Origin of the sequence: Thalassospira sp. UBA848, from assembly GCF_002295455.1 — a bacterium.
Lineage (GTDB): Bacteria > Pseudomonadota > Alphaproteobacteria > Rhodospirillales > Thalassospiraceae > Thalassospira.
In genome coordinates, this window is the sequence record NZ_DBGS01000135.1 from 44,055 (window position 1) to 58,439 (window position 14,385).

Here is a 14,385-nt window from a genome sequence, read left to right on the forward strand (position 1 = left end):
GCATTGTCGGGATAGTTGGTATAGCCAACCGCGTTAGAGGCACGCAGCAGCATCTGGGTCAGGATATTGGGCACACGTTCGCGCAATTTGACCAGACGATCCCACGGGTCTTCCTTAAGGAAGCGCATGGCAACGTCAAAGGTCGCCCCACCCCAGCATTCAAGCGAAAACAGTTCCGGCAGACCATGCGCGTAATAAGGCGCAATTTCGAGCATGTCATAGGTGCGCATGCGGGTTGCCAGCAAGGATTGATGGGCATCACGCATGGTGGTGTCGGTCATCAGGACGCGTTCCTGATCCTTCATCCAGCGCGAGAAACCCTCTGGCCCCAATTGATCAAGCTTTTGCTTGGTGCCCGGGCGAATTTCGCCAAGATCAATCGATTTTGGCATCACCGGATCATGCAGATTGGTCGGAACAACCCGGCCTTCGACTTCGGGGTTGCCATTGACCGCAACCTCGCCGATGAAGCGCAGCAGGCGTGTGGCACGATCCCGACGGCGCACGAACTTGAACAGATCAGGCGTTTCGTCAATGAAACGGGTCGTGTATTCACCGGCTCGGAATTTCGGGTGATTGATCAGGTTTTCAAGGAAGGCCAGGTTAGTCGCAACACCGCGAATACGGAATTCGCGAAGGGCCCTGTCCATGCGATCCACCGCTTCACGCGGGGTGCTGCCCCATGCGGTGACCTTTTCAAGCATACTGTCATAGAACGGTGTGATCACCGCCCCGGAATAGGCCGTGCCGCCATCAAGACGAATGCCAAAGCCGTTTGCACCACGATACACCTTGATGATCCCGTAATCGGGGACAAAGTTGTTTTCCGGGTTTTCGGTGGTGATACGGCACTGAAGCGCATGATCACGCAGCTTGATCTTGTCCTGCCAGGGGATACCGGTTTCGGACGGGAAGCCGATGCGCCCACCCTGCGCGATCAGGATTTGTGCCTTGACCAAATCAAAGCCGGTCACGCATTCGGTGACGGTGTGTTCGACCTGAATACGGGGATTGACCTCGATGAAATAAAACTTGGATGTGTCAACATCCATAAGGAACTCGACCGTCCCGGCATTGACGTAGTTGGCCGCCTTGCCAAGGCGGATCGCTGCATCACAGATTTCCTTGCGCTGATCATCATCAAGATAGGGTGCGGGCGCACGTTCAACGACTTTCTGGTTGCGACGCTGAACGGAACAGTCACGCTCATAGAGATGAACAAGGGTGCCGTGGGTATCACCAAGAAGCTGAACCTCGACATGGCGGGCACGGCGGATCAGTTTTTCAAAGTAAACTTCACCATTGCCAAAGGCGGCCTCGGCCTCGCGGCGGGCGGCCAATACCTGCGCTGACAGGTCCTTGCCGTTTTCGATAACCCGCATGCCACGGCCACCACCGCCCCAGCTGGCTTTCAGCATCAGGGGATAGCCGATATCCTCGGCAATGCGGGTAACTTCGGCCATGTCTTCGGGAAGCGCGCTTGAGGCGGGCATAACCGGCACACCGGCACTTTCGGCCAGATTACGCGCAGAAACCTTGTTGCCCAAGGTGCGCATGACTTCTGAGTCCGGACCGATAAACTGAATGCCGGCTTCGGCACAGGCATCGGCGAATTCGGGATTTTCCGACAGGAAGCCATAGCCCGGATGGATCGCATCGACATCGGCATCGCGCGCGACACGCAGGATGTCCTCTATATCGAGATAGGCGCGAATGGGTTTATTACCCTTGCCCACCGTGTAGCTTTCATCAGCCTTGAAACGGTGAAGGGCAAAACGGTCTTCGTCAGAGAAAATCGCAACTGTGCGAATGCCAAGTTCGTTGGCAGCTCGCAAAACACGAATCGCAATTTCGCCACGGTTGGCGACCAGAAGTTTACGGATACGCTTTGGTGCTGAACGCGTCATGGACACCGGGCTCCTAACACATTTTCCTGGCAGGAGCGTGCCTGTGCGCGCCTGCCAAAACCAAGTGAAACGCCACGATATGGTCCTTGAATGCGTTGCGGTGCGGGATGCCTGCAACGCCATATCCATTGTGGCGATACGGGATGCCAGCACGCTGAGATCTTGTGCAATGCATCCAGAGCTTTTGGCGCCCGGTGGGCAGGCGACGGTTCTGGTATATGCGCATTGCCCTCTCCCTGTCAAAGCATGATCTCATGAATTGGTAATACCAATTTTCGGATATCCCGACCAGTTTCTTTTCACCATACGGAACACGCCACTGATCCTCTTCAATCACAGCGACCAGAAAACCGCGATCTTTCAGCGACTTTTGGCGCGAATATGCTATTGTCCGCCCTCGGAAAAACTGGAAATCCCGAAACGGTTATGCCCATGCCGAAGCTCAATCTTCGACTAAAGTTTTTGCTGCTCTCGATCCTGCCGCTGGTTCTTGCAGCTTCTGCAATCTCGTGGCTGGTCTTTGCCCAGGCCGAACGTCTGGCCGAAGCCGAGATCAGGACGTTTGAACGCAACATCCTGCAGGCCCGCAAGGATGAGCTGAAAAGCTATCTTGAGCTGGCGATGGCATCCATTGACCACATCTATTCGGTGGCAAGCCCGTTGGATGCGGTGTCCAAGGAACGCGTGAAGGCCATCATCGAAGACCTGAGCTATGGCGAGGACGGCTATTTCTTTATCTATGACCGCGATGGCACAGCCCTTGTTGAACCGCCCCAGCCGTGGCGCGTCGGGCGGACCTATTGGAACCTGCGTGATATCAACGGCAACACGGTTATTCAGGGCCTGATCTTCAATGCGGAAAAGGGTGGCGATTTCATGCGCCACGTCTGGGAAAAGCCATCGACCGGGGAGCCGACCGAAAAGATCACCTATTCGCTGATGCTTGATAAATGGGACTGGATGATCGGAACGGGGATTTATATCGACGATATTGCCGAACAGGTCACCGAGATCGAGGCCGAAGTTTCCACCCATATCCGCGAAACCACCATTTCGATCATCGGGGTGACCATTCTGGCGGTGTTACTCGTCGGCATTTCCGGCACGGTTGTCACCCTGTCGGAACGCAAGCTGGCCGACTCAAAGCTTAAGGAACTGACGCATCGGGTTGTTGATGTGCAGGAACAGGAACGCCTTCGGGTGTCGCGCGAACTGCATGACGGCATCAGCCAGATACTGGTTTCCGTCAAATATTCGGTTGAAACCGCGATTGCGCGGATTACGCAAAAACGCGACAACGCCATGGAGCCGATGGAAAAGGCGGCCAAACGATTACAGGACGCCATTCATGAAGTCCGGCGCATTTCACGCGATCTACGTCCGGCGGTTCTTGATGACCTTGGCCTGAAACCTGCAATCGAAAGCATGTGCGCGGAGCTGCAAGACCGTTCGGGCATCCTGATCGAAGTAAAGTGTGAAAACATCGATGGGCAGCTTGATATCGGCAAGAAAACCACGCTGTATCGCGTGCTGCAGGAGACACTTACCAATATCGAACGCCATGCCGATGCCACGGTGGTCAAAATCACCATCAAACGCGAAGGCCAAAGCATCGTGATGCGCATTTCCGATAACGGCGTCGGGTTTGAGACCAACCGCTATATCCGAAACCGTGATCCGAGGGCGGGCATTGGTCTGCGCAACATGCGCGAACGCATGGAATTTCATGGCGGCGGGCTTTCGGTGCGCTCTGAACCCGATGATGGCACCAAAATTACTGCATTTATTCCCGCTACCAGCCAGAATGCCCTACCCGATGACGCAATCAGCGGTTAATCTGGCCACAACAGGGTCATGACCCTACACCCGACAGCCACGCGACAGGAACACGTTCGATCCATGACCAATGTCACCAATGCCAAAGAAGTTTATTCCACAGATCGGCCATTGCGGATTTTGCTTTGTGACGATCACGCGCTTGTAATGGATGGCATCCGGTCGCGCCTGGAATGCTTTGAGCATATCAATATCGTTGGCGAAGCTGGCACCGGTGCAGAAGCATTGACCATGGCGGACGACCTTCACCCCGACATCGTCCTGATGGACATTTCAATGCCGGTGATGAACGGCCTTGAAGCGGCTGAAAAGTTCCGTGAAACCCTGCCGGGCACCAAGGTTGTTATCCTGTCGATGCATGAAAACCCGGAATATCTGCGCACGGCACAACAGGCCGGCGCCAAGGGCTTTATCCTTAAAGACGTGTCATCCAATGACATGGTGCGCGCAATCGAAACCGTAGCCAATGGTGGCGAGGCATTCAGTTCGACATTTGATCGCATCTCCGATGGCGAAGATACCGCCAGTGATGGTGTGCCGCTGACATCGCGCGAACGCACAGTTTTGCGCCTTCTGGCAAAAGGGGCCAGCAACAAACATGTGGCACGCGAACTTGATATCAGTGTTCGGACCGTGGAAACACATCGGCGCAACATAAAACGCAAGCTTGATATTGATAGTTCGGCAGGCCTTGTGCGCTATGCGATTGAAAAAGGTTTGGTGACGCTGGATTCCACCAGCTAAGACAGCCGTTCCGAGCATGCCGTTAAACCGGTCAGGCATCTCTATGCAATGATTTCACATTCTGCTACGGTACATTACGCTAAGGTTTGGATTGATTAAACTTTTCAATGTTTACCGTGGTCGGGTTTGATCCCGCATTCAAGATCAGCCCGTTTTCATGGGTGGAAAGCGTGAACCATACAACAAGCTACACATTCCGACCCGAGCTTGCGCGATGCCGCGAATGCGGTGTGCGGAAGTTTGCCCTGTTCGACAACCTGACGGACGAGGATTTCAAACTTGTCCATATGCCGGTTGAAGACATCGCATTGCCAAGGCGCAACACGCTTTACAATGCCGGTGATCAGGCGCAATCGATCTATACCCTGCGTTCTGGCCTGATCAAACTTGTGCATTACCTGCCTGATGGCAATCAGCGGGTTGTGCGGCTTGTAAAGCCAGGCGGCACCATCGGGCTTGAGGCGCTGGTCAGTGATTGCTTCACCCATCACGCAGAAGCCCTGCAAGAAAGCAAGCTTTGCCGTATTCCAATTGCGGTGATCGAAAAGCTTGATAATGAAAGTCCGCGTTTGCACAAACAGGTGCTTAATCGCTGGCATCAGGCGGTGATGGAATCGGATAACTGGCTAACCCAGATGTCGACCGGGACAGCGCGCGAACGGGTGGCACGTCTTTGCCTGTTTCTGCATGACGATGTGACAAGTACCTGTACCCTTCCGGGGCGCGAAGATATCGGCGCGATGCTTGGCATCACAACTGAAACTGCCAGCCGAATTATTGCCGATTTCAGGCGTCATGACCTGCTTGAGTTTAAATCCCGCAATATCTTTGTGCTTAACCTGCCTGAATTGCGCGAAGTTGCAGGCGTTGATGGGGCGAACGCATCCGACAGTGCAAACTAAGCTGTCCTTCGGAACTATCGCATCGCGTCCTGCAAGGTCGTTTGAAATGCCGAATTCGGGCCACACGCCAATGACAGCTTCTTGTATTCAGCCGGGGTATCGATCCGCTCGTGGAGTTGGCTACTGCGCCGACGAATGTCATTAAGTCGCCTTTTGAAATCCCGACTATATTCCGAAATCAGCCGCCGCATGGCACGCTGTGCATTTTCGGCGGGCATCGGAAACATGGCACCAACTTTTCTGACAACATCATCAACCAGATCATCAAGCGATGCCCGAATATCGGCCTCCATGCCCTGATTGATTTTGACGTGTTCACCTTCGTGGGCATAGACGACATCATATTCACAGGTGCCGCGTTCCAGTTCGGAGGCGATATAGACAAGATGTTTGACCACATTGACCTTGGGACTGACCCGTACTGGATCAAGGCAATAGCGCCCTGCGCCGACTTCGCGCGGTTCAAAGCGCATATCAAATGACGCTTGTACTTCATATTCGGTCAAGCCGGTGACGAGATAGCGGGCATTCCCGCCCGCACGGCTATTTAGCCAGCGCACGGAGCGATGCCGATCAAGCATCGGGTCCATATGGTTGAATTCAAGAAAGGCTTCGGGGGCACTGATTGGGGCACAACTGCCTTGCGCGCGCAAGGAACCGGGAACTGCCAGCACGGCCAGAACGGCCAAAAGCACACACAGGATATGGCTTTCCTTGATCCGATCATGCTGTTGCCCGAACAGTGGCAAACACTTTCTCCCGGTCTTATGAAAACGCTGCGTACAAAACAGATCGCACGCAGCGTCCTTGGTTCCTGTGTTTACGTCTGAAAATCAGACGTGGCTCACATGGTCGGCGCAATCAACACAAAGCGGTGTGGTCGGATCGAATTCCAGTCGCTTGGCGGCAATTGGTTCGCCGCAATTGTGGCAATGACCGTATTCGTCATCATCCATGCGCTTGAGGGTTTTTTCGATGCGCTCCAACTCGACCGTGCGACGACGTTCCTGTTCAAGATGCATTTCCTGATTTTGCAGGGCATCCATCCGCGACAGACGACCGACAGCCTGCTGATCAAGTTCGACCGGCTTGCGATAATCTTCTGAATGCGTCGAATGCGACAGAATTTCGGTCCGTCTGTCTTCCAGGCGGGCGCGCAATTTCGCAAGATCAATGTCTGTTCGATCCGTCATTCGAAACCTCGTTATGGGTTGTTGTTCTTAACTATCAATATGGGTGCAAAAATCCCTGTTTCGCCAATGCATAGATCAAATTATTCAAATATTTTGGCCGATCACGTGCAATTCCCGCAGGCATCAACGAGTTTTTCCAGCGCTGCCTTGGCCTCGTCATCATCCAGACCTTCGGATTTGATCTTTTTCTGGATTTTGCAGCAAAGTGCTGGCCCATCCGGGAACGGCTTGTCGGTCCAGAAGGGCGCGGTTGTGCCAAAATATCCCGCCTGATCAAGGAACGAGACCCCGTAGTAGTAGGCCGCCCCGACCGAGTTATAAAAAGTGGGATCATCAATAAACCCGCCATCAGGCGTCATGGATTTGGTCAGGCACCAGTGCAGCACCAATGCAATGTCCCTGGACGCCGCATTTTGGGTGGTGCCATCGACCTTTGACCAGCCAAGGTCGAAAATCTTGGTGACGTCATAATTATTGTGATTGTTGAAATCACCGTTGTGCTTCCAGCCGAACGGGTATGCATCATCGCGGATCGCAAGTGTGGTGTCAAAAATCTGGGTCCACAGGTCGACCTTGCCGTGCTGATAGGAAATATTGTGAAAGGTCAGACTGAGATCACTGCTTTTGAGAACGCCTTGATCTTTTGTATCAAACCAGCCGCCCCAATAACCGCTTTGATCATCCTGCCAATCATCAAGCCATGTTTTGTAAGCAGAGATGTAATCATCCGTCAGATCAAAACCCTCAACATTGGCTTTGAAGTAATCGCGGATTTCGCTTTTGAAGCACATCTGTGACAGAGCGGCCGTAACCGCACCAAGTGCATCACGCCGATCAAGGCCATCATCGAAAATTTTTGACGTTTTCTGCCCATTAAGCCAGGCAACCATTTTGTCGGGCGTTGCAATTGGCGCCATGAAAGAAAACGGGTATTCGGGCGCCTGCCCGGCATCGGCCAGGGTATTGACCGCATCAATCATCGCATCGACTTTCAGGAACCACTGGTCATAACAAGGCCCCCAGGAACCGTCGGTAGCCACCTGTTTTTCGGCCCACGCCTGATCCGGATTTTTCAGGGAACTGGCAAAGTCTTCAAGTTTGGAATCAAGCTTTTCCCAGTCGGCGGTGTATTGCAGCAGCCATTTGCATTCGATCATTTTTTGATCGGAGGCCGCCATGCTGTTGCCGGTTTTCTGGATCGCGATCAGCTTTTCCTGCAGGGGAGAGAGCTTTGCGGCATAGGCTTTTTGTTGCGCGATATAGTCGGGATCATAAGTGCAAAACTGTTCTGTGATCAGCTTACTGAAATCTGTCAAAGCCCGCCCCCGGATGCTTGCCACTATGGTTTCCGCACAGAACCATGACAAAAACCACAGGATATCCAAAGCATTATCGACACACGGCCTGGAGCGCGGAAACCACCATAGATCGCGCAGACGGATAGAGGGCGCACTGGAAACTAGTCATCAAGCAGCCAGTTGCGGATCACGCGCAGCGCCTGATCAGGGTCGGTTTCAACAATTTTCGCCGCAACATTGGCTTTCTTGCGGTCGATCATGCCTTCAATTCCGGCCACACTGAAACCGTCCGCATCAGACACGGCAGGAAGAGCCGCTGCGTCCCGCGCCGTTCCGCGTAACCTTTCACGCAAACCCGGATCCGATCCCGATTCGTAACGCGGGATCGGCGCAGCAGGCTTCGGCCCCGGCAAAAACGATGGCCCATCCTTGGTTTGATCGGGGTTGTCAGAGTGCGTCATTGGCAACACTTTCGTAGCACATCATCGCGACGCCTATCATACCGCGCTTTGCACTAGGATCAAAAACTCAGTCGTTCGTATAGGTTTTATCTCAACACAGGCTTATTATATTAGACTTAAAGAAACTTTGATTAACAGTGACTTGCGTTGTTAGGCTGTAGTTCGTGCAATTCAAAATGAGCAATGCCGATACCCGGTATCATTCAGTAACCATCACATATTTGACGCGCCGCAATTCGCCAAGAGATACGACATTATATAAGATGGCAGAGGCTTTTCAGCCGTGCAGGGTGTCGCAGAGATACAAAAAATACCTGTTTGCGAATTTTGTACTTTAACAAGTCCTGTTGTCTAACTAATTTGAAAGGCATAACCCACCTCACCTTTCGGGTAGCAAAAACGATACGTTAGAACAAAGCGCACAAAATCACGGGGGCACAGATTTTTGTGAGGCACCATACATTTATATTGATTGTTGCACTGGCCGCGCTGCTGACGAACATCAGCGACACCCGCGCTATGGAATTCGGCGAGGCCCCCGAACTTGCCAAGCAAGTTGAAGACGGGACTCTGCCGCCGGTAAAAGACCGTTTGCCGAAAACACCAATGATTGTCACCCCCAATGACCGGGTTGGCACCTATGGCGGAACGTGGCAAATGGCACAGCGCAACAAGCGGGACCATGCCCTTTTGATCCGAAATATCGGATACGAGCCGCTTCTGCGCTGGACCCCGCAATGGTCATCGACCATTCCGAATGTGGCCCTGTCCTTTCAACCAAGCAGCGATGCTACAGAGTTCTTTTTCCGCCTGCGCCCCGGTATGCGCTGGTCTGATGGCGCGCCATTTACCGCAGCCGACATCGTTTTCTGGTATGAAGACATCCTCAACAATCCCGCATTCGCTGATTCTGTTCCGGAATGGCTGACATCTGGTGGCAATACGGTACAGATCGATGCAATTGATCCGCACACTGTCGCGTTTCGGTTCAGCAAGCCCTATGGCCTGTTTCCAACTGCACTGGCCCGCCCCGAAGGCGTAGAGCCGGTAAGCTATCCGGCGCATTTTCTCAAACCGCTTTTGCCGAAATACAACCCCAATGCCGACGCCATGGCCAAAGAAATGGGCTATGCCGGCTGGGAAGAACGCTTTGTTGACGTGTTTGGTCAACCCGGCACGATTGACGACCCGTCACGCTGGAACAACCCGGATGTCCCGACCCTGAATGCGTGGGTCCTAACCGGCGTCTATGGCAAGGATGATCCGCTGATCGCCAAACGCAATCCTTACTACTGGAAAATTGATCCGACTGGCCGCCAGCTCCCCTATATCGACAGGGTGTCGATGACGCTTGTGCCGTCAAAAAGTGCTGCTGGCGATGCGGCAATTGCTGGCAAGGTCAACATGCAGGAACGTCATGTCAGTAAACACGCCGATGAGGTGCTTGCACGCAACACGGATTTGCTGCCTTTCACATTGGTGGAAAGTGACATGAACATCCTGACCTTGTCGCTTAATCTGAATGACAAGGACCCGGTGCTGCGCAAGATCTTCCAAAGCAAGGATTTCCGTATTGCCCTGTCCCATGCGATCGACCGCTACGCCGTGATTGACCGCTTTGTTCCCGGTGCCCTGCCCCATCAGGCGGCACCACGACCGGAAAGTCCGCAATACCACACGGTTCTGGCACGGCAGTTCATGGCGCACGATGTTGAGCTTGCCCAGCACTTCCTGGCAAAAGCAGGCCTGACAGCCAAAACTGCGGACGGAATTCTGAAGCGTCCGGATGGCAAGCCGCTTTCGTTTACGATTGATACGGAGGGCGCGGAACGATTTGAAATGCTTAATGCGGTTACGCGCTATTGGCGTGACCTTGGGATTGACGTAACCGCGCGGAACCTGCCACGTGACGAGTTCGTCGCCTTGCGCGAACGCAATGAGCATCATGCCAGTGCCTGGGGCGGCGATGGCGGTCTGGACGCGATGGTGATCCCGATCAACTATCTGCCGATTTCTTCCGAATCGTCCTGGTATGCAACCGGCTGGGCAAATTGGTACCTCAATCCGGAAAGTCCCGATGCTGTTACGCCACCAGATGCCGTTCGCACCCAGTTTGACCTGTATGACCAGCTCAAAGCCACAGCAAACGCCGAAAAACAGAATCAACTAATGCGTGATATTCTCGACATCAGTGCCGATCAGTTTTACGTTATGGGAATCGCTTTGCCGCCGAACCGAAAAGGCGTGGTGGCCCGGAACTTCCATAACGTTCCAAAGGTCATGCCTGCTGCCTGGAGTTACGCGACACCAGCGCCCACAAACCCAAGTCAGTATTTTATTCTCGGCGAATAAAATCCGCGCACAAAATGCATCATTCTGAATGGGAGCCGGAATCATTTGAGGACGCTGTTTGACCGATTGATCGGCAGTCTGGTTTTCAAGATCGCACTTGCAATCATCGTTGTGGAAACCATTCTTCTGGGCCTGTTTGGTGGCTATTATGTGCAGTATTTCGGGGCTGAAATTGATCGCCGTATCGCCGAACAGATCAGTACGCCCGGACGGCTTATTCAGCATGAACAACTCAAAGTATCCATTCTGAGCGATCCCGAGCAGATGAAACTTCTGCTGGGTCCGCACCTGCAGCAAGCTTTGGCCGTTGGCTTTGACGGCACAATTTATCATTCGACCGATCCGCTCAAGATCGGCACATCGGTAAGCTCATTGCCGGATTTCCCCGAGGATCAATTAAGTCCGGGCATGACCGAACAGGTCCTGATGACGGTTGACGATCCGACTGGCACCAGCATGGTCAGCATCACGCCGATCTTCAATCTGAATGCCAATCAGCCCTTCATGTATGTCTATCTCAAGGTGTCGACAAAAGGCCTTGAAGAAAGTCAGCGACAGATGCAATCGGTGCTGCTGATCGGGTCGGCTCTTTGTCTTTTGCTGACATCCGGGTTGATTTTCCTGTTTACCCAGCAAACGGTGCTGAAACGTCTGATCACCGCGGCACAGTTTGTGAACAAGATCCAGATCGGCAAACTCAGCTCACGGCTGACGCCCATGGGACGTGACGAAATCGGGATTCTCGAACGCGGCCTGAATGCCATGGCCGAAAGTCTTGAACGTCGCACCCAGCAGCATCAAGCCGCCCAGGACGCCCTTCGCGACAGTGAAGAACGGTTTCGTGACTTCACCCTGTCCTCAGCCGACTGGTACTGGGAAATGGACAGCGATTTCAAAATCGCATTTGCCTCCTATAAGTTTTATCAACTTATCGAAGAGATCAACGGCACCCCACAAGGGCAGTCCTTTGACAAACTGGGGCTTCAGCCCGAGCACCCTCAAGGCTGGCAACAGCTTAATCAGCACCTGAACAAACATACTGCCTTCTACAATATCGAGTTTTCCTGGATATCGCGAGACGGCGAAAAGCAGTTCGGCCGTATCAATGGTGTTCCGGTCTTCGCCCTGGATGGCAGTTTTAACGGCTATCGCGGGACGGGCAGCAACATCACCGACCAAAAGCGTGCTGCCGAAGAACAGCAAGCGCTGCAACGCCAGCTTGCCACATCCCAGAAACTCGAAGCTGTCGGCCAGATGGCAGGCGGTGTCGCCCATGAATTTAATAACTGTCTTGCCGGGATTTTGAGTTTTGCCGAAGTGGCGCGCGCCAAAATCGATGATCCTGAACGGGTCAAAGAATATATCGATCACGTCATCTCGTTGGGTGAACGGGCGACCGGGGTTGCCGACCAGCTTTTGATGTTCTCGCGCCGCAGAATTGATCAACCCAAAAACGTTCGTGTCGAAGGCATCTTTTCAGAGATGGAAAAGCTGCTGGTGACCTTGCTTGAACATCGGATTGATCTGCAAATCTGGTCAGATGAACCCAATCTTCATACCAGGGTCGACCCGACACAGCTTTCTGCCTGTATCCTCAACCTTGCCATCAATGCACGTGATGCGATGCCGGATGGCGGAACACTTCAGATATCCTGCAGCAAGGCAGATGTTCCGCCAATTGCCCAGCGTGGCATTGATGAAGGCGACGACATCTATCCACCCGAGGCAGAAGGACAGTATGTCGTCATCACCATTCAGGATACCGGAACCGGTATCCCCGCAGATGTGATTGACCATATTTTCGAACCCTTCTTCTCGACCAAGGAACCGGGAAAAGGCACGGGCCTTGGGCTTTCCATCGTCCATAGCTGGGTCGAAGAGGCACATGGCTTTATCAATCTGGAAAGCATCGAGGGCGAAGGCACAACCTTCTCCATCTACCTGCCCCGCTCCGAGCCCGATACAGAACCAGTGCACGAAGTTGCCGAAATCGGTGAATTTCCCGGCAATGGCGAACGTGTTCTGATTGTTGATGACGAACATGCGCTGCGCACAACCGCACAAATCATCCTCGACGATGCGGGGTACAAGACAGAGACCGCCAAGAGCACAGAAGAAGCCTTGGCGATTCTTAGCCAAAACGTCGATGACGCACCGTTTGACGTTATTCTGACCGATGTCGTATTGCCCGGACGGAGCGGACCACAGCTGGTTATTGAAGCGCTGCGGCAAAGCCCGCACTATGGCGTGGTTTTTGTATCGGGTTATCCGGCCCGTTCGCGCATGGAGCTTGAGAACCTCCTTGGCAATTATGTTTTTGTCAAAAAGCCGTTCCGGCCGGGACAACTGCAAAAAGCCATTCAGGATGCGCTTAAGCTGGCATCCAGTCGCGCAAAGACAACATAACGTGCGGTAATTGTATTCGAGTCCCCAACCCTGACGACCGCGAAACGATGCAAATTTCGCCGAAGGGTTAAAAAAATCTTACCCGTCTATATTAGCTAAAATGCTTGCAAAACAGGCGATTGACGAGCTGCGCTTTGCTGTGACACTGGATAGTGTGACAACCGTCACTTATATCACTATCAGATGCTCATACCGTGAGTGACAGACAGATGATAACCATCCCGGCGAAATAAGGGCACAGCCCTTCCGGACAAGTGATGAGGTCAGGATGATCGGCTCAGTTCAAGGTTCAGGACTTGGTTCAGCAGCACAGGCTGTGAATGACGCAATTACGCCCAAAGGTGGTGCAGACCCGTCTCTGCCTTTCGCAGCCGCAGAAGGCGCGATCAACAAGGCAACGGGACTTGCAAAGGTCATCGGTTCGATCGTGACCGAGCACCAGCCGCTTGAAACCAGCGGCAACCGTGGCACCAAAGTTAATATCCTAACGTGATTTTTCCCTCTCGTTAGCTTCCTCCGGGGTGGTCTTGCACGACCACCCTTTTTTCTGTCTGGGTCATGCACACCGCAATTGATTTGGCGAAAACCGCCCTGTTGCCCGATCATGACAAAGGCCGATCCGCGTGATAGTGTAACCGTCACTTTCAAATGTGGATGATCACATGGCGACCAACAGAATTGGGACCGGCTCTTCGCAAACAGGCCTTCAGGACGCACGCGCGCGTCCACAAGGTGCCATTGCGTCGCGTGGCCGGGTTGGAACCAATTCCGATCAGCCATCCTCTGACAGCTTCATCGCATCCCAGCTTGCCCGCCTGCGCAACCTGATTGCCACTGATCAGATTGACCACAACGCCCGGCGCGGGACCTATCTGAACATTTTGTTGTAACTAGCAGCGCTACATCGCGTCCCGTCATGTCGGTGCCGTCGAGAACGCGTGCGCGTAACGTGGATATTGACGCGGGATTTCACCCCAAGACCCCACAAAGAAAAAAGCCCCGTACCGAAGTACGGGGCGAGTTCATTTGTCCAGGTGTGTTGGACAAGGGAGCTTGCGCAAAAGCGTGAGGGATCACGCAGTTGCCTGGTTTTCGCTCTCGGAGCGAATGGGGTGTTCCAACTTGTCGACGATTTCTTTTGGCACGATCTGCCAGAAGTTGCCGCGTTCACGGTCCCAGTTATCAAGGATTGTGCGCGCAAAACCACTTTCGGTTTCGTTCACATGTTCTTCGATCAGAGAACGGCAATGTTCGTCCCAATGCTGGGTTTCAATGCGCTGATACAG

The 14,385-nt window shown here is 53.3% G+C and carries 13 protein-coding genes; 7 read left to right on the plus strand and 6 right to left on the minus strand.

Going from position 1 to position 14,385, the window contains the following annotated elements:
• The coding region (locus tag B2R48_RS18495; RefSeq protein ID WP_297003339.1) for a pyruvate carboxylase at window positions 1–1,907 on the minus strand (1,907 nt) is incomplete at its 3' end.
• Between the two features lie 432 nt (window positions 1,908–2,339).
• On the opposite strand from B2R48_RS18495, the gene B2R48_RS18500 reads away from it, so the two are divergent.
• From B2R48_RS18500 to B2R48_RS18510, 3 genes are all read left to right on the plus strand, one after another.
• The gene (locus B2R48_RS18500) at window positions 2,340–3,743 is read left to right on the plus strand and encodes a cache domain-containing protein (RefSeq protein ID WP_297003341.1); all 1,404 of its coding nucleotides are present in this window, start codon (window positions 2,340–2,342) and stop codon (window positions 3,741–3,743) included.
• Window positions 3,744–3,806: 63 nt separating this feature from the next.
• The gene (locus B2R48_RS18505) at window positions 3,807–4,487 is read left to right on the plus strand and encodes a response regulator transcription factor (protein ID WP_297003343.1); all 681 of its coding nucleotides are present in this window, start codon (window positions 3,807–3,809) and stop codon (window positions 4,485–4,487) included.
• 170 nt (window positions 4,488–4,657) lie between these two features.
• Window positions 4,658–5,389 carry a Crp/Fnr family transcriptional regulator gene (locus B2R48_RS18510; protein ID WP_297003345.1) on the plus strand — a complete coding sequence of 244 codons (732 nt, stop codon included), beginning with the start codon at window positions 4,658–4,660 and terminating at the stop codon, window positions 5,387–5,389.
• A 14-nt stretch (window positions 5,390–5,403) separates the two neighbouring features.
• Here the strand turns inward: B2R48_RS18510 and B2R48_RS18515 are convergent, their stop codons facing one another.
• The 4 genes from B2R48_RS18515 to B2R48_RS18530 form a co-directional block, all read right to left on the minus strand.
• Entirely contained in the window at window positions 5,404–6,138 is a 735-nt protein-coding gene (locus B2R48_RS18515) for a hypothetical protein (RefSeq protein WP_297003347.1), read from the minus strand.
• An 84-nt stretch (window positions 6,139–6,222) separates the two neighbouring features.
• Window positions 6,223–6,582, minus strand: coding sequence for a TraR/DksA family transcriptional regulator (locus tag B2R48_RS18520; protein ID WP_062956726.1), 360 nt, complete (start codon window positions 6,580–6,582; stop codon window positions 6,223–6,225).
• A 101-nt stretch (window positions 6,583–6,683) separates the two neighbouring features.
• Window positions 6,684–7,898: a hypothetical protein gene (locus B2R48_RS18525; protein ID WP_297003350.1), complete on the minus strand. Its 1,215-nt coding sequence runs from the start codon at window positions 7,896–7,898 to the stop codon at window positions 6,684–6,686.
• Window positions 7,899–8,041: 143 nt separating this feature from the next.
• Entirely contained in the window at window positions 8,042–8,341 is a 300-nt protein-coding gene (locus tag B2R48_RS18530) for a hypothetical protein (protein WP_297003352.1), read from the minus strand.
• A gap of 447 nt (window positions 8,342–8,788) precedes the next feature.
• Between B2R48_RS18530 and B2R48_RS18535 the strand changes: the two genes are divergently transcribed.
• The 4 genes from B2R48_RS18535 (at window position 8,789) to B2R48_RS18550 (ending at window position 13,989) form a co-directional block, all read left to right on the plus strand.
• Window positions 8,789–10,693 (plus strand): ABC transporter substrate-binding protein, encoded by a 1,905-nt coding sequence (locus tag B2R48_RS18535; protein WP_297003354.1) that lies wholly within the window; start codon window positions 8,789–8,791, stop codon window positions 10,691–10,693.
• Window positions 10,694–10,738: 45 nt separating this feature from the next.
• A complete protein-coding gene (locus B2R48_RS18540) occupies window positions 10,739–13,099 on the plus strand; it encodes an ATP-binding protein (RefSeq protein ID WP_297003356.1) in 2,361 nt (786 codons plus the stop codon).
• A 268-nt stretch (window positions 13,100–13,367) separates the two neighbouring features.
• Window positions 13,368–13,592: a hypothetical protein gene (locus B2R48_RS18545; RefSeq protein ID WP_062956730.1), complete on the plus strand. Its 225-nt coding sequence runs from the start codon at window positions 13,368–13,370 to the stop codon at window positions 13,590–13,592.
• Window positions 13,593–13,761: 169 nt separating this feature from the next.
• Complete coding sequence (locus B2R48_RS18550; protein ID WP_062957308.1) at window positions 13,762–13,989, plus strand: hypothetical protein; 228 nt, start codon at window positions 13,762–13,764, stop codon at window positions 13,987–13,989.
• Window positions 13,990–14,172: 183 nt separating this feature from the next.
• On the opposite strand, the gene B2R48_RS18555 is transcribed toward B2R48_RS18550, so the two are convergent.
• On the minus strand, window positions 14,173–14,385 hold a 213-nt coding region (locus B2R48_RS18555), incomplete at its 5' end, for a hypothetical protein (RefSeq protein WP_297003359.1).

What these genes read in the sequence shown, in the direction of transcription:
- B2R48_RS18500 (WP_297003341.1), top strand. Translation starts at nt 2,340, where the DNA reads ATGCCGAAGCTCAATCTTCGACTAAAGTTTTTGCTGCTCTCGATCCTG.
- B2R48_RS18505 (WP_297003343.1), top strand. Translation starts at nt 3,807, where the DNA reads ATGACCAATGTCACCAATGCCAAAGAAGTTTATTCCACAGATCGGCCA.
- B2R48_RS18520 (WP_062956726.1), bottom strand. Translation starts at nt 6,582, where the DNA reads ATGACGGATCGAACAGACATTGATCTTGCGAAATTGCGCGCCCGCCTG.
- B2R48_RS18530 (WP_297003352.1), bottom strand. Translation starts at nt 8,341, where the DNA reads ATGACGCACTCTGACAACCCCGATCAAACCAAGGATGGGCCATCGTTT.
- B2R48_RS18545 (WP_062956730.1), top strand. Translation starts at nt 13,368, where the DNA reads ATGATCGGCTCAGTTCAAGGTTCAGGACTTGGTTCAGCAGCACAGGCT.
- B2R48_RS18550 (WP_062957308.1), top strand. Translation starts at nt 13,762, where the DNA reads ATGGCGACCAACAGAATTGGGACCGGCTCTTCGCAAACAGGCCTTCAG.